Annotated in this window: 23 protein-coding genes; 18 read left to right on the forward strand and 5 right to left on the reverse strand. The window is 56.8% G+C overall.

Translation table 11 applies throughout. The annotated features are described in order from the left end of the window. Positions 1-210 precede the first annotated feature (210 nt). The 3 genes from ppsA (at position 211) to BR41_RS00215 (ending at position 5,203) form a co-directional block, all read left to right on the forward strand. Positions 211-2,610, forward strand: coding sequence for a phosphoenolpyruvate synthase (gene ppsA / locus BR41_RS00205; RefSeq protein ID WP_084186725.1), 2,400 nt, complete (start codon positions 211-213; stop codon positions 2,608-2,610). Positions 2,611-2,719: 109 nt separating this feature from the next. After that, positions 2,720-3,922 carry an aspartate aminotransferase family protein gene (locus BR41_RS00210; protein ID WP_035051467.1) on the forward strand — a complete coding sequence of 401 codons (1,203 nt, stop codon included), beginning with the start codon at positions 2,720-2,722 and terminating at the stop codon, positions 3,920-3,922. A gap of 309 nt (positions 3,923-4,231) precedes the next feature. Beyond that, positions 4,232-5,203: a FecR family protein gene (locus tag BR41_RS00215; protein ID WP_035051468.1), complete on the forward strand. Its 972-nt coding sequence runs from the start codon at positions 4,232-4,234 to the stop codon at positions 5,201-5,203. A gap of 49 nt (positions 5,204-5,252) precedes the next feature. On the opposite strand, the gene nadB is transcribed toward BR41_RS00215, so the two are convergent. Next, the gene (gene nadB / locus BR41_RS00220; RefSeq protein WP_035051469.1) at positions 5,253-6,833 is read right to left on the reverse strand and encodes an L-aspartate oxidase; all 1,581 of its coding nucleotides are present in this window, start codon (positions 6,831-6,833) and stop codon (positions 5,253-5,255) included. A 166-nt stretch (positions 6,834-6,999) separates the two neighbouring features. Between nadB and rpoE the strand changes: the two genes are divergently transcribed. The 13 genes from rpoE (at position 7,000) to BR41_RS00285 (ending at position 19,326) form a co-directional block, all read left to right on the forward strand. Continuing rightward, positions 7,000-7,611, forward strand: coding sequence for an RNA polymerase sigma factor RpoE (gene rpoE, locus BR41_RS00225; RefSeq protein ID WP_035051470.1), 612 nt, complete (start codon positions 7,000-7,002; stop codon positions 7,609-7,611). A 31-nt stretch (positions 7,612-7,642) separates the two neighbouring features. Beyond that, positions 7,643-8,146, forward strand: coding sequence for a sigma-E factor negative regulatory protein (locus BR41_RS22505; RefSeq protein WP_169741218.1), 504 nt, complete (start codon positions 7,643-7,645; stop codon positions 8,144-8,146). 5 nt (positions 8,147-8,151) lie between these two features. Beyond that, complete coding sequence (locus tag BR41_RS00235; RefSeq protein ID WP_169741219.1) at positions 8,152-9,126, forward strand: MucB/RseB C-terminal domain-containing protein; 975 nt, start codon at positions 8,152-8,154, stop codon at positions 9,124-9,126. An 81-nt stretch (positions 9,127-9,207) separates the two neighbouring features. Then, positions 9,208-10,824 (forward strand): DegQ family serine endoprotease, encoded by a 1,617-nt coding sequence (locus BR41_RS00240; protein ID WP_245615770.1) that lies wholly within the window; start codon positions 9,208-9,210, stop codon positions 10,822-10,824. After that, positions 10,821-11,063, forward strand: a complete 243-nt coding sequence (locus tag BR41_RS00245; protein WP_035051474.1) for a glutaredoxin family protein — start codon at positions 10,821-10,823, stop codon at positions 11,061-11,063. Before BR41_RS00240 ends, BR41_RS00245 begins: the two co-directional genes overlap by 4 nt. A gap of 224 nt (positions 11,064-11,287) precedes the next feature. Beyond that, the gene (gene lepA, locus BR41_RS00250; protein ID WP_035051476.1) at positions 11,288-13,081 is read left to right on the forward strand and encodes a translation elongation factor 4; all 1,794 of its coding nucleotides are present in this window, start codon (positions 11,288-11,290) and stop codon (positions 13,079-13,081) included. A 12-nt stretch (positions 13,082-13,093) separates the two neighbouring features. After that, on the forward strand, positions 13,094-14,050 hold the full coding sequence (gene lepB / locus BR41_RS00255) for a signal peptidase I (protein ID WP_035051477.1): 957 nt from the start codon (positions 13,094-13,096) through the stop codon (positions 14,048-14,050). Between the two features lie 160 nt (positions 14,051-14,210). After that, on the forward strand, positions 14,211-14,570 hold the full coding sequence (locus BR41_RS00260) for a DUF4845 domain-containing protein (RefSeq protein WP_051709629.1): 360 nt from the start codon (positions 14,211-14,213) through the stop codon (positions 14,568-14,570). Between the two features lie 11 nt (positions 14,571-14,581). Then, complete coding sequence (gene rnc, locus BR41_RS00265; RefSeq protein WP_035051481.1) at positions 14,582-15,283, forward strand: ribonuclease III; 702 nt, start codon at positions 14,582-14,584, stop codon at positions 15,281-15,283. A gap of 28 nt (positions 15,284-15,311) precedes the next feature. Beyond that, complete coding sequence (era, locus tag BR41_RS00270; RefSeq protein WP_035051484.1) at positions 15,312-16,244, forward strand: GTPase Era; 933 nt, start codon at positions 15,312-15,314, stop codon at positions 16,242-16,244. A gap of 24 nt (positions 16,245-16,268) precedes the next feature. Then, positions 16,269-17,021 (forward strand): DNA repair protein RecO, encoded by a 753-nt coding sequence (gene recO, locus BR41_RS00275; RefSeq protein WP_035051487.1) that lies wholly within the window; start codon positions 16,269-16,271, stop codon positions 17,019-17,021. Positions 17,022-17,235: 214 nt separating this feature from the next. Further along, on the forward strand, positions 17,236-17,607 hold the full coding sequence (locus BR41_RS00280; protein WP_035051489.1) for a SpoIIAA family protein: 372 nt from the start codon (positions 17,236-17,238) through the stop codon (positions 17,605-17,607). Between the two features lie 12 nt (positions 17,608-17,619). Further along, entirely contained in the window at positions 17,620-19,326 is a 1,707-nt protein-coding gene (locus BR41_RS00285) for a cyclic-di-GMP receptor FimW-related protein (protein ID WP_035051494.1), read from the forward strand. A gap of 83 nt (positions 19,327-19,409) precedes the next feature. Here BR41_RS00285 and BR41_RS00290 read toward each other — a convergent pair whose 3' ends face one another. The 4 genes from BR41_RS00290 to yjgA are packed head-to-tail and all read right to left on the reverse strand — an operon-like array spanning position 19,410 to position 21,921. Beyond that, positions 19,410-20,075 (reverse strand): alpha/beta hydrolase, encoded by a 666-nt coding sequence (locus BR41_RS00290; RefSeq protein ID WP_035052325.1) that lies wholly within the window; start codon positions 20,073-20,075, stop codon positions 19,410-19,412. Positions 20,076-20,100: 25 nt separating this feature from the next. Continuing rightward, a complete protein-coding gene (gene mog / locus BR41_RS00295; RefSeq protein WP_084186728.1) occupies positions 20,101-20,703 on the reverse strand; it encodes a molybdopterin adenylyltransferase in 603 nt (200 codons plus the stop codon). Then, the gene (locus BR41_RS00300; protein WP_051709632.1) at positions 20,696-21,358 is read right to left on the reverse strand and encodes an HAD-IA family hydrolase; all 663 of its coding nucleotides are present in this window, start codon (positions 21,356-21,358) and stop codon (positions 20,696-20,698) included. The genes mog and BR41_RS00300 overlap by 8 nt, the downstream gene beginning before the upstream one ends. Then, positions 21,355-21,921, reverse strand: coding sequence for a ribosome biogenesis factor YjgA (gene yjgA / locus BR41_RS00305; protein ID WP_051709635.1), 567 nt, complete (start codon positions 21,919-21,921; stop codon positions 21,355-21,357). The genes BR41_RS00300 and yjgA overlap by 4 nt, the downstream gene beginning before the upstream one ends. A gap of 355 nt (positions 21,922-22,276) precedes the next feature. On the opposite strand from yjgA, the gene pmbA reads away from it, so the two are divergent. Then, entirely contained in the window at positions 22,277-23,608 is a 1,332-nt protein-coding gene (gene pmbA / locus BR41_RS00310; RefSeq protein ID WP_035051496.1) for a metalloprotease PmbA, read from the forward strand. Then, a complete protein-coding gene (locus BR41_RS00315; protein ID WP_035051498.1) occupies positions 23,608-24,234 on the forward strand; it encodes a DNA-3-methyladenine glycosylase family protein in 627 nt (208 codons plus the stop codon). The genes pmbA and BR41_RS00315 overlap by 1 nt, the downstream gene beginning before the upstream one ends. Positions 24,235-24,251 lie beyond the last annotated feature (17 nt).

The raw sequence follows: 24,251 nt of genomic DNA on the forward strand, positions 1-24,251 counted from the left end.
AGCCCAGAGAAATAGCCTGCGACGGCTTCCTGAGCTTCAAGTTGCAAGGTAGGGGTTAGCGATTACTCGATTCTCCCGATTAGGCCGGCATGCCCTGCTGCCTAGAATGGAGGCAAGATTATCGCAATGCAGCATCTTCGGGATGCTGCCTGCAGTCCATAACGAATTCAACAATACCAATTACTTTACCTTTACCAAACGAGGCCACCAATGTCCGCACACCCGACCGCCCCACATCTGATCAACCGGAATGTGATTGATTTCGTGGAACTGCGCATGAGCGATGTGGAGATTGTGGGCGGCAAGAATGCCTCGCTCGGCGAAATGATTTCACAACTGGCCGCCAAGGGCGTGCGCGTGCCGGGCGGTTATGCCACGACATCGCATGCTTATCGCGAGTTCGTTGCGCATGACAATCTCGCTAGCCGCATCGATGACTTGCTCGCCACGCTGGATGTGGATGACGTGAAGGCGCTGGCACAAGTCGGTAAATCGATCCGCGAGCAGATTCTCGCCACGCCGTTCCCGGCTGCGCTGGAAGCTGAAATCCGCGCGCGTTACGCGGAGCTTGGCGACAACGTGACCGTGGCCGTCCGCTCGTCCGCCACTGCGGAAGATTTGCCGGATGCCTCGTTCGCCGGTCAGCAAGAAACCTATCTGAACATCATCGGCGCAGACAACGTGCTGGAGGCGATCAAGCACGTCTTCGCCTCGCTCTATAACGACCGCGCCATTTCCTATCGCGTGCACAAGGGCTTCGATCACAAGCTGGTGGCGCTGTCCGCCGGAATCCAGCGCATGGTGCGCTCGGACAAGGGCGCGGCTGGTGTGATGTTCAGCATTGATACAGAAACCGGCTTCGATCAAGTGGTGTTCGTGACCGCCAGCTATGGCCTGGGCGAAACCGTGGTGCAGGGCGCGGTGAACCCGGATGAGTTCTACGTGCACAAGCCGACGCTGCAAGCCGGCCGACCGGCCATCGTGCGCAAGCACCTGGGCGGCAAGGCGCTCAAGATGGAATTCGATCTGGAAGCTGCTGCTGGCAAGTCAGTGAAAACCGTCGATGTGAATGAAGCGGATCGCCGCAAGTTCTCGATTACCGACGAAGAAGTGCAAGAGTTGGCTGGCTACGCACTGATCATCGAAAAGCATTACGAGCGCCCGATGGATATCGAGTGGGGCCGTGATGGCATCGACGGTAAGCTCTACATTCTGCAAGCCCGTCCTGAAACGGTGAAATCGCAGGAAAGCGCCGCGGAAAAACTGAGCAAATTCCGCATGCTGGAGCAAGGCACGGTACTGGTCGAAGGCCGCGCCATTGGCCAGAAGATCGGCCAAGGCCGCGTGCGCATCATTCGCGATGTCTCTGAAATGGATAAGGTCGCTGCTGGCGATGTGCTGGTGTCCGACATGACCGACCCGGATTGGGAGCCGGTGATGAAGCGCGCTGCCGCTATCGTCACCAACCGTGGCGGCCGTACCTGCCATGCCGCGATCATCGCCCGCGAACTGGGCATTCCGGCCGTGGTTGGTACCGGCAGCGCGACTCGCGTGCTGAAAGACGGCGATCTGGTGACGGTGTCGTGTTCTGAAGGCGATACCGGCAATGTGTACGAAGGCCTGTTGAAGTTCGAGAAGATGGAAGTCGCGCTCGAAAAGATGCCGGAATCGCCGGTGAAGCTGATGATGAACGTCGGCAATCCGGAGCTGGCATTCGAATTCGCCCAACTGCCGAACGAAGGCGTCGGCCTGGCCCGTCTTGAGTTCATCATCAACCGTATGATCGGCGTGCACCCGAAGGCGCTGCTGGCGTATCCGAACCTCGCGCCCGAGATCAAGGCGCAGGTCGAGCAGCGCATGGCTGGCTATCGTTCGGCGGTTGATTTCTACGTCGACAAGCTGGCGGAAGGCATCGCGACGCTGGGCGCTGCGTTCTACCCGAAAAAGGTCATCGTTCGCCTGTCGGACTTCAAGTCGAACGAATATGCCAATCTGATTGGCGGCCCGGATTACGAACCGCACGAAGAAAACCCGATGTTGGGCTTCCGTGGTGCGGCACGTTATGTCGACCCGGCTTTCCGCGATTGCTTCGAACTCGAATGCCGCGCGGTCAAGAAAGTGCGCGATGTCATGGGGCTGACCAATGTCGAGGTGATGATCCCGTTTGTACGCACCGTGGCTGAAGCGGCCAAGGTGATCGATCTGCTGGAAGCTAATGGCCTCAAACGTGGCGAGAACGGCCTGCGCGTGATCATGATGTGCGAGATCCCGGCCAACGCGGTGCTGGCAGAACAGTTCCTGCAGTATTTCGACGGCTTCTCGATCGGTTCGAACGATATGACCCAACTCACGCTGGGCATCGATCGCGATTCCGGTGGCCCGGTATCGGTCAGCTTCGATGAGCGTAACGACGCGGTGAAGGCGATGCTGGCGATGGCGATCAGTGCCTGCCGCAAGTTGAACAAGTATGTCGGCATCTGCGGCCAAGGGCCTTCGGATCATCCGGACTTCGCGCAATGGCTGGTCGAGCAGGGCATCGAAACGGTATCCTTGAACCCGGATACCGTGGTGGAAACGTGGCTTTATCTCGCTGGCCAGAAGAAAGGCTAAGTGACACAGAAAAAAGGCCGCCCGCAAGGCGGCCTTTTTCGTTTCCGGCCCCCCGCATGCGTTGAAACAAGCATTGACATCAAACTGAGATCACATAAGGAACACTGCAATGAGCATTACACGCGCTGATTTCGACCAATACATGGTGCCGAATTATGCCCCGGCCGCCTTCGTGCCGGTGCGCGGGCAAGGCAGCCGCGTGTGGGATCAGGCAGGCAAGGAGTATGTCGATTTCGCAGGTGGCATCGCCGTCAACTCGCTCGGTCATTGCCACCCGGCGCTGGTGAAGGCGATCACCGAGCAAGCGAACAAGCTCTGGCACGTCTCCAACGTGTTCACTAACGAGCCAGCGCTGGCGCTGGCGCAGAAGCTGGTCGATGCGACCTTTGCCGACAAGGTGTTCTTTTGCAATTCCGGCGCCGAGGCTAACGAAGCTGCGCTCAAGCTCGCCCGCCGCGCCGCCATCGAGCGCTTCGGTGCGCAAAAGCACAAGGTGCTGTCGGTGCTGAACAGTTTTCACGGCCGTACTTTCTTCACGGTCAGCGTCGGCGGTCAGCCGAAGTATTCCGATGGCTTTGGCCCCAAGCCGGCCGGCATCAGCCACTTTGAATACAACGACCTCAAATCGCTCGAAGCGGCGATTGATGACGATACCGCATGCGTGATTCTGGAACCGATCCTTGGTGAAAGCGGTGTGCTGCCGGCAACCAAGGAGTTCCTGCAGGGCGTGCGCGCACTCTGCGACAAGCACAACGCTTTCCTGATTTTCGACGAAGTGCAAACGGGGGCCGGCCGCACCGGCAGCCTGTATGCCTATCAGCACTTCAGCGTGACGCCGGATATCCTGACCTCGGCCAAGAGTCTGGGCGGCGGTTTCCCGATTGGTGCCATGCTGACCACGGCCGATATTGCCAAGCATCTGGTGGCCGGTACTCATGGCACCACCTATGGTGGTAATCCGCTCGGTTGCGCTGTGGCTGGTGCGGTGCTGGACGTGATCACTACCCCGGCAGTGCTGGCTGGCGTGCAGACTAAGCATGACCGTTTCAAGGCCGGGATTGAGAAGATCAATGCTGACGTTGGCGTGTTCAGTCTGGTGCGTGGCTTGGGGCTGCTGATTGGTGCGGTGTTGAAGCCGGAATATGAGGGCAAAGCCAAGGACGTCCTCAACCTGGCTGCTGAAGAAGGTTTGATGGTGCTGATGGCTGGCCCGAATGTGATCCGCTTGGCGCCATCGCTGGTGATTGAGGATGCGGATATCGATGAAGGTTTAGCGCGCCTTGCCAAGGCGCTGAAGCGCTTCGTGGCCTGATTTTTCGATATTGGCAATAAAAACGCCCGGCTTGCCGGGCGTTTTTATTGATCGGAGCGGCGTCAGCGGTATGGCTGGCCGTCGCCGTGACAGGTAAACACTGGATTTACCCAAGCCATAAACTTCAGCAATGATGTTCGGCGAGTACTGGCACGATCAATTGGCGCAAAGGTCAGCTTTGGCTATTGCAAGCGAGGCTAACCTGATTCGCGGCTAAAATTCGGTGTTGTGCGCAGTGTACCGTTGGCTACGCTGAACAGGATGGCGGGTAGGCAGTTGTTCCCCACTGCGATGATCTTGGAGTGAATGATGAAAATCTGGTCCGGGCTGTTGTTGGCATGTGTGACCGCGTTGGCGTGTACCGGAATCTGGGCCGATGGCGGCAAGGTGAATGCTTTGGGCGGCACGGTGAGTGTGATTCGCGCATCCGCTGCCCCTGTCGCACTGCATACAGGTGATGCAGTGAATATCGGTGACACCGTCACGACAGCGGCGAATAGCTGGGTGGTGCTGAGCATGGAGGACGGTGCGAGTGTCTCCTTGCGCCAGAATGCCAAATTGCGCGTCGACGCGTATCACTACGACCCGGATACCCCGCAGCAAGGCAAGAGCTGGTTTTCGCTGCTGCAAGGGGCGATGCGCTCGGTGACTGGCGCAATCGGTCACCTGAACCCGGGCAGCTATCGCCTGAATACGCCGACCGCAACCATCGGTATTCGGGGCACCGATTACGATGCTGTTGTGGTGACCGACGACACCAATCCGGATATGCCAGCTGGCACTTATCACACCGTGCATGCCGGTGGGACGGTGTTCGAGGGGGCGAACGGCAAGGTGGACGTCTCCCCCCGGCAAAACGTCTGGCTGGGAGGGCGTGGCACAGGCAAACCGGAGCCAATGCAGGCGCGGCAATTGGGTGTGTGGTCACGCTTGCAGCAGTTTGACCGCCGTGTTCATCTCAACAACGTATTGCAACGGCTGCATCAGCGTTCAGGTGATGGTTTTACCCTCAATCCAGCTCGCCTTGACCGGGGACGGGAGCGTGTCGAAGCACGGATGCAGCATGTATCCCAAGATCGTGAAGAGCGGCGCCAAAAGCTGCGGGAGGAACACAAGCAGCATGCAGGCCAGCCACATCATGACTTCGTCGGAGGGGTGAAACAGTGGGCGCACCGCAACGGCGGACACGGCCCGGAAGAGCATCCTCACCGTCGCGGCAAGCACGGCGAGGGAATACACGGCGGTGGCCCTGGGCAGGGGCGTGGTGGTGGCAACGATTGAAGGTACGTGCCGGACGTTTCTGCATCCGGCACGGTATTGACCAAGGCGATCAGGGTTGCAGGATGGTGGGCTTGGCGTCCGGCAGCATATCCGGGTAGTCACGGCTGTAATGCAGTCCCCGGCTTTCCTGGCGCGCCATTGCACAACGCACGATCAATTCCGCCGTCGTCACCAGATTGCGCAGCTCGATCAGGTCGTTGGCAACGCGGAAATTGCTGTAGTACTCGTGGATTTCGCTTTGTAGCAACTGGATGCGGTGCAGCGCACGTTCCAGGCGTTTGTTGGTACGCACGATGCCGACGTAATCCCACATGAAACGGCGCAATTCGTCCCAGTTATGTGAGATCACCACCTCTTCATCCGGATCGGTAACGCGGCTTTCATCCCATTCCGGCACCTGTGGCAATTTGATCTTGCCTTGGGCAAGGATGTCTTCGGCGGCAGCCTTGCCAAGTACCATGCACTCCAGCAACGAGTTTGACGCCAGCCGATTCGCGCCATGCAGGCCAGTGCAAGCCACTTCACCGACGCCATACAGACCGGCTACATCGGTGTGCCCCTTCAAGTCGACGACCAGTCCGCCGCAGGTGTAGTGCGCAGCTGGCACGACCGGAATCGGTTCCTTGGTGATATCGATGCCGAGCTCCAGGCAGCGTTGGTAGATGGTCGGGAAGTGTTCTTTGACGAAGCGCGCTGGTTTGTAGCTGATATCGAGATAAACGCAGTCGTAACCGCCTTTTTTCATCTCGAAGTCGATGGCGCGGGCAACCACATCACGCGGGGCGAGTTCGGCGCGCTCATCATGATCCGGCATGAAGCGTGTGCCATCCGGTAGTCGCAGAATGCCGCCTTCGCCACGTACTGCTTCGGTGATCAGGAAGGATTTGGCATCCGGGTGATACAGGCAGGTTGGATGGAACTGGATGAATTCCATGTTCGAAACCCGGCAGCCGGCGCGCCAGCCCATGGCAATGCCATCGCCGGTCGCGACATCCGGGTTGCTGGTATAGAGGTACACCTTGCCTGCACCGCCAGTCGCCAGCACGGTGTGGCTGGCCAGCACCGTCTCAACGCTGTCGGTCTCGATGTTGTACACATAGGCGCCCCAGACACGTTGCGTGTCCTGGCCGAGCTTTTTCGAGGTGATCAGATCCAGCGCGATGTGGTTTTCCAACACGGAAATATTCGGGTGCGCCGCCACCTTGGTCGCCAGCGTTTCAATGACGGCTGCCCCGGTCGCATCGGCGGCATGAATGATGCGGCGGTGGCTGTGGCCCCCTTCGCGGGTCAGGTGATAGCCGTGATAGTTGATGTCGCCGGACTGATCCTTGGTGAAGGGCACGCCCATGGCGATCAGCCAGTCGATGGCTTCGCGAGAGTGTTCGATGATGAAACGGGTTGCTTCGGGATCGCACAGACCGGCACCAGCGACAAAGGTATCGTTGATATGTAGCTCGACACTGTCGTGGTCGTCCAGCACGCCAGCAATGCCGCCTTGCGCCCAGCCACTGCCGCCATCGCGCAGATTGCGCTTGGTGATGAGACCCACTTTGAGCTTGTCCGCCAGATGCAGTGCGATGGTCATGCCACCCAGTCCGCTTCCCACGATCAGTACGTCGAATTGCCGCATTGCTTGTTCCATCCAACCGATAAGACAGGTAAATATAACAGAGCGCTTGCGCTTGCCGGGGCCGGCTGGCTCCGTCAGAATCGCCGGCTTGTCGGTGCTTGCAAATCCGCTTGTCAGCCACGATCTGTATCCGGATTGCATACAGCCCGACCGTACGGAGCACGCATTGGAAAAACCCACCGAACGGGATATCGACGCAGAACTGGTTGCACGGGTACAAGCCGGCGACAAGCACGCGTTCGAATTGCTGGTGATCAAGTATCAGCGACGTATCGCCCGGCTGTTGTCACGCCTCATCCGTGACGCGGCAGAAATCGAAGATGTGACCCAAGAGGCTTTCATCAAAGCCTATCGTGCGCTGCCGTCTTTCCGTGGTGAATCGGCGTTCTACACTTGGCTCTACCGCATTGCGATCAATACAGCTAAAAATTATCTAGCGTCTCAAGGTCGTCGTCCGCAACTTGTGGCTGACTATGAGGACGAAGAAGGTGAGACACTCGATGCGGCGGCACAAATCCCGGATCATGCGACGCCGGAGTCTGAACTCTCAAACAGGGAGATTGTCAGAACCGTAAACGAGGCTGTCGACGGCCTTCCGGAAGAGCTCCGCACAGCGATCACCTTGCGTGAGATGGAAGGTTTGTCCTACGAAGATATCGCTGGATTGATGAACTGCCCGATCGGAACTGTGCGTTCGCGGATATTCCGCGCACGTGAAGCGATTGCGAACAAACTCAGGCCACTGCTGGATTCGGTTGGTAAGGATCGGCGCTGGTAAGGGTTGAAGAGGCTTTTGGAAGGTCATGCAAATGAAAGAAAAACTGTCTGCACTGGTTGATGGCGAACTTCCCCACGCTGAATGCGACCAGTTGCTTGCGGCGCTTGCTGTTGATCCGGCGCTGAAAAAAGACTGGCAGCACTGGCATATGGTGGGTGATGCGCTCAATGAGCATCCGCTGCTTTCGCCTGATTTCATGGAGCGCTTCAGTGTTCGGCTGGCGGCAGAGCCAATCGTGATTGCCCCGGCCGCTCGCCGCCGCAAGCGCGATATCCTCAAACGTGCAGTGGCACCATTTTCCGTCGCAGCGTCGGTCGCGTTCGTCAGCCTCGTCGCCTGGCAGGCTTATCACGGTGCCTCCCAACCCTCCCTGCCTTCAGGGGGGGCACAGTTTGCGCAAAACGCTACACCGCAGACGACTGCGGATACGAGTCGGCTGCGTGCCTATATCGCCGCGCACCGCGCAGATCTTGGTAATCCATTTACCAATCAGGATGTAATGGCCGTTTCTTATCAGGCACAAGCAACTCGATGATGCACATGCTTGGTTTGCAACGATATGCGCGCCTTTTGTTCGCGATGGGTTTTCTTGCGCCAGCGCTCGTCTGTGCTGCTGATTTATTGTCGAATCAAGAAGCGGCCCAGCTCTTGGGACGCATGGCGCATGCTCCCCAAGAGCTGTCATATCAAGGCGTTTATATTCACCAGCGCGGCGATCTGATTGAAGCGATGCGCGTTGTGCATATTCGCGACGGCAATTTTGATGCCGAGCGGCGCGAGTCACTTGATGGCCCGCCGCGCGAATATCTGCGGCAAGGCGACCAAGTCAGCATCTATACCCCGGACAATTCGACGATTTCCCTGGATCGTCATCACTTGGCCAAGTTGTTTCCCCGCCAATTGCCAGATCAAGCCGAGCAGGTCTTGGCCGGATACCAGATTCGTGCCGTCGGGCGTGAGCGCGTTGCCGGTTTTGAAACCGATATTTACGATTTCGAACCCAAAGATAAACTGCGTTTCCAACACCGTTTTTGGGTTCAGCCAGAAACCGGCTTAACGCTGAAAGCCGCCATGTTGGGCGCGCGGCGCGAACTGCTGGAAATGCAGGTTTTCTCGCAAATCCAGATTGGTGGGGATATCAGCCGTAAATTGCTACGATCCGCCCACCCGCTCAAGCCAGTGCAAGTCGAGTCTGGCCAGACAATGCCTGCCGCCAGTAGCAGGCAATGGGATGTGAAGTCTGCTCCTGCTGGTTTTGTGTTGATCAAGCAAATGCAGCGGCCAATGCCAGGCCGAGATAAACCGGTGACCCATCAGCTATACAGTGATGGCTTGGTGGTGGTTTCCATATTTATCGAGCCCTTCGATAATCGCGAACCGGTTGGCATTACGGTGCAAGGTGGCATGAGCGTTTTTGCGCGACAAGCAGGCCCTTATTTGCTGACTGCACTGGGTGAGGTACCACCTGAAACCGTTCAGTTGTTCAGCTCGCTTTATCAATTCAAAGATAAATAAGCGACCGAGCCGCGGCTGAATTGATTGCTTTCCTGAGTTCCGGCGCAACTGATTCTTGATCGCGTGAAAAATGACTTTGCCGTGAACGAGCTGAACCAAGCGTTGTCTTGCAAGATGCCGCCGGCGTTTGGTTTGCTCGCTTATTTAGTGAAAGCATCACGCTGTCGGCTGGCGCATCGGTGTTTAGCCGGCTCGTTTGCCAATGAAACGAAGCGTCTTCAATTAACTAACCTTGCTTTGTGGATGGATGAACAAGTGATGATAAAGAAACACTGGCTTATTGCCGGGCTTCTGGCGCTCGGTTTTTCGGCCGCGGCTCAAGCTGCCACTCCTGCGGTCGCATTGCCCGACTTTACCCAGCTTGTCGAAAAAGAAGGCAAAGCTGTCGTTAATATCTCGACCACCGCGACGATTCGCGAAACTGCTGCGGTTGGCCAGGGTGGTCCGAATGACGATGTATTCGATCTGTTCCGCCGCTTTGGTTTCCCAACCCCGCCGCTGCAGCGTGGTCAGCCTGACCAGCCCCAGGAGCGACAAGCACAATCGCTGGGTTCGGGTTTCATCATTGACTCGGCGGGTTATGTCCTCACCAATGCGCACGTGATTGCCCAGGCGGACGAGATCAAGGTCAAGCTGACGGACAAGCGTGAATTTAAGGCCAAAGTAATTGGGTCGGATGCCAGCACGGATGTTGCTTTGTTGAAAATCGAAGCGACCAACTTACCCAAGGTGGACATTGGCAACTCCGAGAAACTGAAAGTCGGGGAGTGGGTCGCTGCCATTGGCGCACCATTTGGATTTGAGAACTCGGTAACGGCTGGCATCGTCTCCGCCAAGGGCCGTAGCTTGCCGGACGAGACATTCGTTCCATTTATTCAGACCGACGTTGCGATCAACCCCGGTAACTCGGGCGGCCCGCTGTTCAATCTAAGCGGTGAAGTGGTCGGTATCAATTCGCAGATTTATAGCCGTTCCGGCGGCTTCATGGGGTTGTCGTTCTCGATCCCGATTGATGTCGCGATGAAAGTCGCGGAAGAGCTCAAAGCCAATGGTCATGTCACGCGCGGCAAAATCGGCGTGACAATTCAGGAAGTCAGCGAGGAACTGGCGAAGAGCTTCGGCCTGACCAAGGCGGGCGGGGCATTGTTGTCTGCTGTCGAGAAAGACGGCCCGGCTGACAAGGCTGGCCTCAAGGCGGGCGACATCATCCTCAAGTACAACGGCCAAGCGATCCAGACTACCAGCGATCTGCCGCGACTCGTTACTGCGACCAAGCCGGCGACGATTGCCAAGGTACAAATCTGGCGTGACCGTGTGGCGCGTGATGTCAGCGTCACGATTGGCAAGCTGGATGTCGCGACGGGCTCCAGCCGTGAGCGCGAGTACAAGGGCGGGCAGGCGCAAGAAGATAGCAATCGTTTCGGCTTGACGGTTCGCGAACTCAATCCGCGGCAACTGAAGGAAATCGGGATCAAGTTTGGCTTGTTGGTGCAAGGGGCGATTGGTGCGGCAGCTCGTGCCGGGATACAACAGAATGACGTGATTGCCGGCATCGGTGGTAGTGACCTCACCAGCATGCAGCAACTGCGCGGTGCGCTGAATGCACTCAAGCCCGGTGAAACGTTGCCACTAAGGGTCATGCGCGGTGACGGTGCCTTGTTTATGTCGATCAAGGCCCCGGAAAAGGCGGAAAAATGAGCGCTTTGACGCTATATGGTCGCGAGTATTGTTCGCTGTGCACCACAATGCGCGAGCAACTGGCATCGTTGGCACCAAATCGTGGTTTTTCAGTCCGTTGGGTTGATATCGATGACGATGACGGACTTGAAGAACGTTACGGTGAATTGGTGCCCGTGCTCGAGACGGCTGAGGGCAAAGAGATCTGTCACTACCATCTCGATCTGGCCGCATTGAATGATTGGCTGGGCGCGCGCTAAATGCGTCGATGGGTCGAAGGGGCGGTCTTGAAAGGCTCCAGAATGGCTGTTATCTAACCAACCCTGAGTACGGGGCTTTTGCTCGACGCGGTGCAAAACGATTGGCGGTTTGCACCGCGTCTCAATCAGCCAACACGTGTTTGGCCAAAATCCGGTAAAATCAGCCCCCACAGCACATATACAGGGCACGCGTTGCGTGCCCTTTTTTCGTAACACGGAAGTCCATGGATCACATTCGCAACTTCTCCATCATTGCCCACATCGACCACGGCAAATCCACGCTGGCCGATCGCTTTATTCAGTTTTGCGGCGGTCTGGAGCTGCGGGAAATGAGTGCGCAAGTGCTCGATTCGATGGATATCGAGAAAGAGCGCGGCATTACGATCAAGGCGCAAACCGCTGCGCTGCAATACAAGGCTCGCAATGGCAAGGTTTATAACCTGAACCTGATTGATACCCCGGGGCACGTTGATTTCAGCTATGAAGTCAGCCGCTCGCTCGCTGCTTGCGAAGGGGCTTTGCTGGTCGTCGATGCTTCGCAAGGTGTCGAAGCGCAAACGGTTGCCAACTGTTATACCGCCATCGAACAAGGTGTCGAGGTGGTCGCGGTACTGAACAAGATCGATTTGCCCGCTGCTGAGCCAGAGCGCGTGATCGACGAGATTGAAGACATTGTCGGCATCGATGCAACTGATGCGGTGCGCGCCTCGGCCAAGAACGGCATCGGTATCGAAGACATCCTCGAAGAAGTCGTCAACAAGATACCGCCTCCGACGGGGAACCCGGCGGGGCCGCTCAAGGCGCTGATTGTCGATTCCTGGTTCGACAATTATGTTGGCGTCGTGATGCTGGTGCGTGTGGTCGATGGCGAAATCAAGCCAAAAGACAAATTGCTGTTCATGTCGACCAAAGCGCAGAATTTATGCGAGCAGGTCGGGGTGTTTACCCCGAAAACTGTGCAACGTGATGCGTTGCGGGCCGGTGAAGTGGGCTTCGTGATTGCTGGCATCAAAGAGTTGGCGAGCGCGAAAGTGGGCGACACGATCACCCACGTAAAACCGGCCGCAGAAGCGCCCTTGCCTGGGTTCAAGGAAGTCAAATCGCAGGTGTTTGCCGGCCTTTATCCAGTGGAAAGCCACGACTATGAGTCATTGCGTGACTCCCTGGAAAAACTGCGCTTGAACGATGCCTCGTTGCATTTCGAACCCGAAGTCTCACAGGCGCTTGGTTTCGGTTTCCGCTGTGGCTTCCTCGGCCTTTTGCACCTCGAAATCGTGCAGGAGCGGCTGGAGCGCGAGTTCGATATGGATCTCATCACGACCGCGCCGACGGTGGTGTATGAGGTACTGATGAAAGACGGCTCGATCATCGAGATCGAAAACCCATCCCGCCTGCCGGATCTTGGCAAGATCGAGGAAATTCGCGAGCCAATCATCACTTCAACGATTCTGGTGCCACAGGACTATGTCGGTGCAGTGATGACACTGTGCAATCAGAAGCGCGGTGCCCAGCGAAACATGCAGTACATGGGCCGGCAAGTCATGCTGACTTACGATCTGCCGATGGCCGAAGTCGTAATGGACTTCTTCGATAAGCTCAAATCGGTCAGTCGTGGCTATGCCTCACTCGATTACGATTTCAAGCAGTTCCAGGTTGATGATCTGGTCAAGCTTGACGTGCTGGTCAACGGCGAGAAAGTCGATGCGTTGAGCTTGATCGTGCATCGCGGGACCAGCGTGTATCGCGGGCGCGAATTGGTATCGAAAATGCGTGAACTCATTCCACGGCAAATGTTTGATATCGCAATCCAGGCTGCGATTGGCGCGAACATCATTGCGCGTGAAACCGTCAAAGCCATGCGCAAAGACGTATTGGCCAAGTGCTACGGTGGCGACATTACCCGCAAGAAGAAACTGCTTGAGAAACAAAAGGCAGGTAAAAAGCGCATGAAACAGGTTGGCAATGTGGAAATTCCACAGGAAGCCTTCCTGGCGATTCTCCAGGTTTCAGACAAATAACAAGGACCCCGCATGAACTGGCTTTATATCGGCATTGCCCTGGTTATCCTTGGCCCGATCCTGATCGGACTCGGTGCCAAACAAGAGCGGAAGAATAACGAGCCGCCGCAACTGGTGCAGTTCGGCTATATGGCCGCCATCATTGGCGTATTTGTCTTGCTGGTGCAAACGTTGTCGATTGCCTGGGCAATGTTGCTGTTTGTGTTGGTGACGGGCGTGGTTTGGGCACTGGATAAATTCATGCTGGCGAAGAAGCGCGGCGATGCTCAGCCAGCGGATTGGGTCGAGTATGGCCGAGGATTTTTCCCGGTGATTCTGGTGGTTTTTCTGTTGCGCGCCTTTGTGGTCGAGCCTTATCAGATTCCATCTTCATCGATGCGGCCGGGTTTGGTCGTCGGTGACTTTATTCTGGTCAATAAATTCGCTTACGGCATTCGCTTGCCGATTCTCAATAATGTGATCGTGCCGCTTGGCAAGCCGCAGCATGGTGAAGTGATGGTGTTCAATTTCCCGGGCAATCCCAAGATCGATTACATCAAGCGTGTGATTGGTGTGCCGGGTGATACCGTTGAATATCGTCACAAGCGCTTGACCATTAATGGCAAGGCAGTGCCTACGATGCCGGCTGGCCCGCTTGATTATCAGGAGGGCTTGGCGCTGGTCAGCAATGAGCAGCAAATGGAAAAGTATGGTGATCGGGACTACTACACGCTGTCCGTTCCCAATCAGCCGCCAGTCCAGTTGTCACAAGTCGCTGATTTTCCGTATCGCGAGAATTGCCGCTACGACGACGATGGCTTTGCTTGCACTGTTCCCGACGGTTACTACTTCATGATGGGGGACAATCGCGACCACAGCGCCGATAGCCGCTACTGGGGTTTTGTGCCGGATTCGTACATTGTTGGTAAGGCGTTTTTTGTCTGGTTCAACCTCAAGCAGCTTGGTCGGATTGGAACAGTAGTGCACTAAGCAGAAGAGCCCGGCAGTTGTAAAAACTGCCGCTATGATGACAAAAGGTTGCTGGGCCGAGGCCGTACGGTGGTGTGAAATATCATCGCTGTATTGGCCTGATAGGCTGCATCATTTGTAATATCGCTCAATAATATAAATGGCTGATTGGAGATCCACTATGCGTGCGCAGCGGGGCTTGAGTTTTTTTGGGTTTATCATGGTTGCGATTGTCGTCGTTCTCGTGGCCTTGGTCGTGATGAAAGTGATTCCGACTTATGTTGAATATATGTCGGTCAGGAAGGCGATCGATAACGTGGTGCGTGATCAAGCTGGTGCACCGCCTGCTGCGATCAAGGAATCATTTTCCAAGCATGCCGAGATCAGCAATATTTCAGCAGTTCACGCTAGCGATCTCGCAATCAGCCAAACGGGTGGGCGTACAACGGTTTCGGTGAATTACGAGCAGACTGTTCCGCTGGTTGCCAATATCAGCCTGTTGTTCGATTTCCAGTACAGCAAATCCAGCGGCGCTAACTAAGTCTATCTATTGTGTCTGTAGTCCTTTCTCCCGAGCGCCTGATTCAGGCGCTCGGTTATCATTTTTCGAACGCATTGCTACTCAAGCAGGCGCTTACGCATCGCAGCCATTCGTCCACGCACAACGAGCGGCTGGAGTTCGTCGGCGATGGCGTGTTGAATGCCACGATTGCGCGTACGCTGTATCTGAAATTCCCCGCTTGGTCTGAAGGCGAGCTGTCGCGTCTGCGCGCTAGCTTGGTTCGGCAGGAAGCCTTGGCGGATGTCGCCAGTGGTTTGCAACTTGGCGACTATCTCTGGCTGGGTGAAGGAGAACTCAAAAGCGGTGGTCATCGGCGTCCGTCGATCCTGGCCGATGCGCTTGAGGCCATCTTTGGGGCGATCTGGCTGGATGGTGGTTTTGATGCAGCAGAAGCGGTGGTTTTGCGACTATTCGAGAGCAAAATCGCAGCAATCGATCCGACGCAAGCGTTGAAAGACGCAAAAACCGGTTTGCAAGAATGGCTGCAGGCACGCAAGCAAGCTTTGCCGGAATATCTGGTGCTGCGGCAAGACGGTGAATCACCCAATCAGGTGTTCGAAGTCGGCTGCCGGATTGCCACCTTGCAGGTGGAAACCCGGGCGGAAGGGCCAAGCCGCCGGATTGCCGAGCAATCAGCTGCGGCAGAGGCACTATCCATCCTCAGGGATCGTCATCCCGGCAAGCGGCTTTAAGCCCGCTCCGGTTGGAGTATTGAATACCATGTCTGAAGAAACAATGATCGAGCCTACGGCTCCGAGCGATTTTCGTTGCGGCTTCGTTGCGATTGTCGGCCGCCCCAATGTTGGCAAGTCGACGCTGATGAATCAGCTGATTGGCCAGAAAATCAGTATTACCTCCAAGAAAGCGCAAACGACTCGGCATCGGGTTACTGGCATATATACCTCTGAAACTGCGCAATTCGTCTTTGTAGATACGCCGGGGTTTCAGACCAAATATCGCAATGCCTTGAATCAGGCGATGAATCGTAGCGTGACGACCACGCTCGCGGACGTGAATGTGATTTTGTTCGTGATCGAGGCTGGCCGGTTCGGGGCTGCTGATCAGGAAGTGCTGAAGCTATTGCCGAAGCAGACGCCAGTCGTGTTGGTCATCAATAAAGTGGACGAAATCACCGACAAGGCAACATTGCTCCCATTCTTGTCGAGCATGGCGCAACAACGCGATTTTGCCGCGATCGTGCCGATTTCCGCACAGAAAGCGCAGAAGCTGGACGTGTTGATGCAGGCCGTTGAGCCGATGCTGCCGCAGTCGGTCCCTTTCTACGAAGAAGACCAGATCACCGATCGCAACGAGCGTTTCCTGGCTGCAGAAATCATTCGGGAGAAAATCTTCCGTTTGATGGGGGATGAGTTGCCCTATGCCATGACCGTCGAAATCGAAAAATTTGTCGAAGAAGAAACCAAGGATGGCCGCGAGTTGCGTCATATCCATGCCGCTGTTCTGGTTGATCGCGATAGCCAGAAAGCCATCCTGATCGGCAAGAATGGTGAAAAGCTCAAGCGGATCGCCAGTGAGGCGCGGCAGGACATGGAAAAACTGTTCGAAGCCAAGGTGTTTCTGGAAGTCTGGGTCAAGGTCAAAAGTGGCTGGGCGGACGATACCCGACTGGTGCGCCAGTTTGGCTACGAATAAACCGCGAGTCGCAACCGCATCGCAATGAAGGCATCTGTTCGCGGCAGCCGGAAGGCCGGGGGCAAGGTCGAGCGTATCGATGCGCAGCCGGCCTTTGTCCTCCATCAATATCCCTATCGCGAGACGAGCAAGCTGCTGGATGTCTTCAGCCGGGATTACGGCCGGTTGATGATCGTGGCACGTGGTGCTCAGCGGCCCGGCTCGCAGTTGCGCGGTGTGTTGCTGGCGTTTCAGCCGGTGTTGATGTCCTGGTTTGGCGCAGGCGATGTCAAAACGCTGCACGTCGCAGAGTGGCAGGGTGGATCGCCTCAATTGGTCGGTTTGCCGCTGCTGTGTGGGTTCTATCTGAACGAGCTGCTGATGAAGTTGTTGCAGCGTGATGAGCCGCGCCCGACTTTGTTTGTCGCTTATTTTGACGCTATTCGCGCGTTGACCACGCTCAAGCAAGGGCAGTCGGTCGAGCCCATATTGCGCAGCTTTGAACTGGGCATGCTGGCCGATCTTGGCGTCGCGCCAGATTGGCTTACTTGCGTCGATGGCACGCCGGTGGATGTTGGTAGTAGCTACGCCTATTTGCCGGCCAACGGCATTGTCCCATCCCGGCCCGGATTGCCCAGTTACGACGGTCAGACCTTGCTGGATGTTTCAAAGCGCTGTTTCAGTAGCGAACGCGCGCTTGCGCAAACAAAAATCTTGATGCGGCAAGCATTTGCCGAGGTGCTCGGGGATTTGAACCTGCATACGCGGCAGTTACTGCTGGATTTGCAGCAACTGTAGCAATCGGTGAAGCAATAGGCCGGTTTGCGTCGGCGTAGCGCTGTCACAAAATCGTGATGACCAGTAAAATCAGCGCTCGACAGCTTAGGTTTTAGGCGTGTGCAAGGCGTGGTGTGTGCCTCGTCCCTTGGTCAAGTGCAACATGGCCGGGGCGGCGGTGGAGCAAATCGCCTATGCTGACCCAGAGCATTAGAGAAAGGCTTGCGGAGGCACTATGATTACCATCAGCCACGAACCCAATTATCTGCATGTTGCGGTGGTCCATGAATTCACCGTTCACGATTATCGTGAATTTGAAGATAACGTGTTGTATGAGCTCAGATTCCATGGTTCAGCCAGCCTGTTATTCGATCTGACTGAAATGCTGGGCTATACGCTGGATATGGCTGTGGAAGAAATCCAGTTTGTCAGAGCGCACCGCCGGGATTTCAAGCGCATTGCCATTGTTGCCGATGATCAGTGGGTGACTTGGTCAGCCTGGCTCAATCAATTGATTTCAGAAGCAGAAATCGAGGTGTTCGACGATCTGGAAAGCGCCCAGGGCTGGTTGAACGAAAACCTCTCCGACATGAAAGCCACCGCTTGATACGATACCGATATGCGCGAATTGCTCAATAATCTGCTATCCCGCGATAAATCTCCCTTGGTTGGCCTGAAGCAGGCCCAAGGGTGGATCGCCAAGCTGGACCAGGATGACCCACCCACTCAGCGCGTCAAGATATTGCAGACGCTAGATGATTTCCTGAACACGCCGCGCAAACTGAATGTGGAAATGCTGCAGGCGCTGATGGCGATCGATGAGGCGGCGCAATCCGGCTTCGAAGCGATTTGCTATCAGTACATTTCCAATCCACGCATGTCCAAGGAAATTGAACAGAAGCTTTGGCGTGACATTGGCGGATTTTCGCAGACGTGGGTGTTGGCTTATCAGCGGTTTGTCCAGCATGAGCCTGGATCGGTGGAAAAAGCCAAATTTGAAGAGCTGATGCCCAAGGTATTGGCGCGCAGCCTTCATTACCTGTCGATTCAGGCAAAATGGTATTACTTTCACTTTGAAAAAGTACCTGGCGAGCTCTGGACGCTGATCCATCGCCTTTATCGTATTTCAGAGGTGGATGGTTTCGACAGCAATCCGTTTGCGCTCTATGCGCACCACCCGGATGAAGTGACTTCTTGCGCCGACGAATACATCCAGATCCTGATGCTGGCAACGGTATCGAACAACAATCTTTCGGTACGCCAGCTTGACTGGGTTGATCAGTGGCTGGATCGCTGGTCCAAGCTGATTCAATTGGCGCGCAAGCTCCAACCGGATCGGCACCATTTCTGCATCAATTTACAGGCGCCTGCCGGCCCACAGAAAATTCAGCCCGATTCCAGCGGTGAGCCGTTCCGTTATTGGGGGCTGTTCGACATGATGTCGGACGTGCAGGATGTGTTGCGCCGTGTTGAGCAAGGCGCTGCGCCCAAGGATCTGGGGCTGGGCTCCGAGGCCAGATCTCCGGCGAGTGTCGAGCTGCTGAAGCACCTCGATGTCTTCTGGACCATGGCCATTCGCAATGCGGAAGTGAAGCGAAGCGAGCGCCATGATGTGCAAAAGGCGGCAGATATCGTGCACGGCCTGGATCGCATTTACACGCATGTCCGCTCGGACAACGATAAATACTCGCGGCAGCCCACCGAAGCCAAGACGCAGGTCGATTACGACGAAATCATGGATATGCGCCTGTACGGTTTCGTTTCTTCGCGTACGCGATCGAAGCAGACGCAAAATCCATACACCGTCCCCGTCAAGCAGCAAGACTGGACGACTTGGGAGATCCAGAACGAATCGAACGGCGGTTATGGCGCACTGATGCGTTTTTCCGACAACGAGTGGGTTCGCCCTGGTTTGCTGCTCGGATTGCGTTTGAGCGCGAATGAAAACTGGCAGGTTTGCGTCGTTCGGCGTCTTAGCCGCAAGAGCGATGACGAGGTCTATGCAGGCGTGCAGGTGCTGTCGAGCACGCCGGTTGCGGTCAGCATGCATTCTGACGAGCAAGATCGACTGGAGCAGATTTCGGTCGCTGAGATGTCGCCGTTTGGCGTTGAGCTGCCGAATATGCGTACGGCGCTCTATATCCCGCATCAAGTTGAGGGCGCTAACGTCAATACGCTGTTGATCCGCTCGGCGGACTACAGCTTGGGGCGTGTCTATCGGGTGCAGGCGCGTGAGCGGGTGTTTACGGTGAGCTTGGGGTCGGTGCTTGAAAAAGGTGTGGAATGGACTTGGGTGACGGTGCAGGTGCTACGACAGGAAAGCTGAGTGCTTGCCCCGCATGCCAGCAAAGGCATTAAGCAAAAACGGCACTTTCGAGTGCCGTTTTTGTTTGCGCAGCGCAGCGAAGATCAGCTCAGCAATTTTGTCAGAAAGCGGCCAATGGCCTGTATTTCCGGCAAGCAGACCGAATGCGGCATCGGATACGCATGCCATTCCACCGTGTTGCCAAGTTGTTCCACTTTGCTCGCTGCCTGTTGCCCAAGTGCAAACGGTACGACCGGATCACCCGTGCCGTGAGCTGCGAAAACCGGGGTATTGGTTTGTAACGCGTCGCTCGTCAGCAATTCGGGTGCGGGCAAATAGGTGGAAAGCGCAACGATGCCGGCTAACTGTTCGGGATGCAAAAGCCCTGCGGTGTAGGCAATGGCGCCGCCTTGCGAGAACCCGGCGAGGATGATGCGCTCGCTCGGTATGCCGCGCGCGTTTTCGTTGGCGATGAGCGCACGGATTATCTCGATCGACGCCTTGACGCCATCGGTATCGGCATGGCGACTGATTTCGTCGAAATAAAGGATGTCGTACCACGCCCTCATCACATAGCCGTTGTTGCAGGTGATCGGCATATGGGGCGCATGCGGAAACAGGAAGCGGGTTGCTAGGCCATCTGGCAGGCCAAGCTCAGGCACGATGGCCGCGAAGTCATGCCCGTCAGCGCCAAGCCCGTGCAACCAGATGACACTGGCGGTTGGCTGGGGGCCGGTTTCGATTTCCACGCAGGGTAGCAGTTCGCTCACTTCCAATCCTTGGGTTTGATGGTGTTTATGGCTTGGCTTGGGCCGTGGCTTGTATGGCCGACTTCGGTCGGAAGGCCGTCACGACCTCGGGCCGGGTTTCGATGTACGGGCCATCGAGCAGCTGGATGCAGTAGGGCACGCTCGCAAAGATGCCATGCACGACGACCTTGCCAGCCTCGTCCTTCACGCCTTCCAGCGTCTCGGCAATCGCCTTGGGCTGGCCCGGTAGATTGAGGATCAGGCTGTCGCCGCGAATCACGCCGACTTGGCGCGAGAGGATCGCGGTCGGCACGTAATACAGGCTGATCTGGCGCATTTGCTCACCGAAACCCGGCATGACCCGGTCGGCGATAGCGAGCGTTGCATCCGGCGTTACGTCACGTTGGGCCGGGCCGGTGCCGCCGGTGGTGAGTACCAGCTGGCAGCCGAGTTCATCGACCAGCATCTTCAGCGTGGCCTCGATCAGTGGCTGTTCGTCCGGAATCAGTTTCTGTTCCAGTGTGAATGGGGTTGCCAGTGCATGAGAGAGCCAATCCGCTAGCGCAGGCAATCCCTTGTCTTCATACACGCCGCTGGAGGCACGGTCAGAAATCGAAACCAACCCGATCTTCAGCATTGCTTCAGCCATGTTCGCGCAGCACCTGCAGCTGAATGCCATTTGCTGTGATATGAAACGCAACATCGTGCCAATCGCGGATGATCAGATCGGCTTCGGTCAGCTGTTCGACCAGATGGGAAGTGGCGAGGGCAACGACGGTCATGCCTGCTGCCTTGGCAGAGCGGATGCCGCTGATCGCGTCTTCGAATGCCAGGCATTGTTCCGGCTGAACTTGATGGTGTTCCGCAGCCAGTAGATACGGTTCCGGGTGTGGTTTGCCGTTCTTGACGTCTTCACTGCCAATCAAGTGCTTGGGGATAGCCAAGCCGACAAAGCCCAGTTTGGCGGCGGCGAGGCCGTGGGTGGCCGAGGTGACGATGGACCATTTCGCGTCGCCCAGCGAGGCGAGGGCGGTTTCCACGCCGGCGATCCGTACCGTGCCGTCCAGGGTGACGGATTCTTCGGCGATCAGTTGGCGAACTTCTTCAGCAACATCGAGATGCGGCGCGACTTCCGGAATGACTTCCTGTCCGCGCCGGCCATGGATCTTGCTCAACAGCAGGTCGACATCAACGCCGTGCCGCTCAGCCCAACGCCGCCACACCAGTTCGATGGCTGGGGTCGAGTCGATCAGGGTGCCATCCATATCGAAGAACACCGCCGCGAAGGTTTGGCTTGCAATCACGCCTCGTCTCCATCGAATGCGTCTGCGTCGGTGCCGGGCAGCGCTGGCTCGGGGATGTATTCTCGAAGCACTTGAAACAACTCGCGGAAGGCTTTCGGTGGCTTGAGTTGCTCGCGCTCTTTCAGCACATTGCGGATCAGTTGGCGCAGCTGCTGGATATCAGCCTGTGGGTGCTCGACGATGAAGCTTTCCAGTGCCTTCGGGTCATCGATCAAGCGGTCGCGCAGACGTTCCAGTTGATGCAGCCAGGCATTGTGGCGATCAGAGACGCCAGCCATCGCGTCAAGCAGTTCACGAATCGGGGCCGGGTCTACATCACGCATCAGTTTGCCGATGTACTGCTTCTGCCGCGCCGTCGCGCCGTTAGCGGTAATACGCTTGGCATCCAGAATGGCGGTCAGCAGGCGCTCTGGCAGGTGCAGGCTTTCCAGTCGTTTCTTGTCGACCGGGATTAGTGCGGCCCCCAGTTCTTGCAGCGCAATCGAGTCGCGCTTCATCTGGGATTTGCTGACGGTCTCGATTTCGTCGTCTGCGTCTTGTTTGCTGCTGTTGTGCTTTGCCATGGCGGGAATGCGTGAGCCAAAAGCGTTATTATCCTACTAAACCCCAACTACACCTAACCTAAGGCTCTGTTGACGTTAGATTAGCTTTTACGCAAGCCCGCCAGCTTGTCGGCGCGCGAAGCCAAGCGCAAGCAAGGCTGGCGCTTTGTGAGCATTGGCGACAAAGCATCCGGCATGCTGGCGGGCTTGCCCTTTGGGCGACTGGGTCTTTTGCCCAATCCTGCGTTATTCGCCGCTGATGGTACCCGTACCACGGCACGTTGAATGCCCGGTCTTGGGGCAAAATACCCGGTCGCGTAAAAACTAATCTAACGTCAACAGAGCCTAAGTCCCGCCTACCTCACAAGGAAGCCCCGTGTCCGAATTCAGCTTCAGCCAGCAGCAGCTCACCGATCTCGCCCAATTCGTGCTTGAAGAGGCGCAACGCCAAGGCGCGACCGCCGGGGAAGTCGATGCCTCGGAAGGCGTCGGCCAGAATGTGTCGGTGCGCTTGGGGGAGGTGGAGACCATTGAATACAACCGTGACAAGGGTGTTGGCGTCACGGTTTACCTCGGCCAGCGCAAGGGCCACGCGAGTACCTCGGATTTCTCCAAACAGGCTTTGATCGACTCCGTTGGTGCCGCGCTGGCGATTGCCCGCTACACCGCCGAAGATGAATTCGCCGGTTTGGCCGATAAAACCCGCCTCGCCACCGCATTCCCTGATCTCGATCTTTACCACCCGTGGCAATTGCCGGTTGAAGCCGCCATTGAGCTGGCTAAAGAGTGCGAAGCAGCCGGGCAGGGCGTCGATGAGCGGATCGACAACTCGGAAGGCGCAACAGTCAATACCTCGGCGACGCGCTGGGTATATGCCAACTCGCTAGGCTTTCTCGGTCACGGCGACAGTTCTCGCCATAGCATTTCTGCTGCGCTGATCGCCGAAGACGAATCTGGTATGCAGCGTGATTACTGGTACACCAGCGCGCGGGCGCAGGCCGATCTGGATTCGGCGGCATCAGTTGGTCGCAAGGCGGGTGAGCGAGCTGTACGCCGGCTCGGCGCACGCCGGGTCAAAACCGGTGAATATCCAGTGTTGTTCGAAGCGCCAGTGGCTGCTTCGCTGATTTCACATTGGGTATCGGCAGTGAGCGGTTCCAGCCTGTATCGCAAATCGAGCTTCCTGGTGGATAGCCTCGGCACGTCGGTGTTCTCGCCCATCGTCAATATCGTTGAAGACCCGTTCCTGTTGCGGGGGCAGGCCAGCGGCGCTTTCGATGGCGAAGGCGTGGCAACGACGCGGCGTGAGCTGGTACAGGCGGGTGTGTTGAACGGCTATTTCCTGTCCAGCTACAGCGCGCGCAAATTGGGCATGGAAACCACCGGCAATGCGGGGGGGCCGCACAATCTGCTAGTGGATGCGACCGCGACATTCGAACAACTACTGCAGCAACTCGGCACTGGCCTGTTGGTCACCGAGCTGCTCGGCCACGGCATCAATATGGTGACTGGCGATTACTCACGCGGCGCGGCGGGTTTCTGGGTCGAGAAGGGTGTGATTCAGTACGCGGTCGAGGAAATCACCATTGCCGGCAATTTGCGCGACATCTTCAAGGGCATCGTCGGCATCGGCGATGACATCCTGCCATCGAGCAGCAAGCGCGTCGGCTCGACCCTGATCGACAAACTGACCGTGGCGGGCGATTGATGCTGATCGGCAAGCCGGACTATTGGGACCAAGCCTGCGCGGACCTCAGTGCTGCCGATCCAATTCTGGCGAAACTGATCGCCACCTATCCGCAAATCAGCCTGGAAGGGCGCGGCGATGCGTTTCAGACACTGGCGCGTTCCATCGTCGGCCAGCAGATTTCGGTGAAGGCGGCCGATTCGGTTTACCGGAAAGTGCTGGCGCATCTGGAAGTCATGGAAAGCGATCGCGTCTTGCAGGCTGAATTCGATGCACTACGCGCCTGCGGCCTTTCTGCCCGCAAAGTGGAATACCTGAAAGACCTGGCCAAACACCACGCAGAAGGGCGTCTCGAACCCGCTGACTGGGTGGAATGGGATGACGATGCCATCATCAGCGAGCTGACCAGCATTCGTGGCATCGGTCGCTGGACGGTCGAGATGTTCCTGATGTTCCACCTGCTGCGCCCGAACGTGTTGCCACTGGACGATATCGGCCTGATCAAGGCGGTGGCGCTGAATTATCACGGAGGTGAACGGCTGCCCAAAGCCGATATCCGCAAGCTGGCCGAACGCTGGCAGCCGTGGTGCACGGTGGCGACGTGGTATTTCTGGCGCAGTCTGGAGCCGGTGCCGGTTTCCTACTGATTGACCGCCAACGCCCC

The organism is Andreprevotia chitinilytica DSM 18519 (genome assembly GCF_000711875.1).
In the GTDB taxonomy this organism is placed as follows: Bacteria; Pseudomonadota; Gammaproteobacteria; order Burkholderiales; family Chitinibacteraceae; genus Andreprevotia; species Andreprevotia chitinilytica.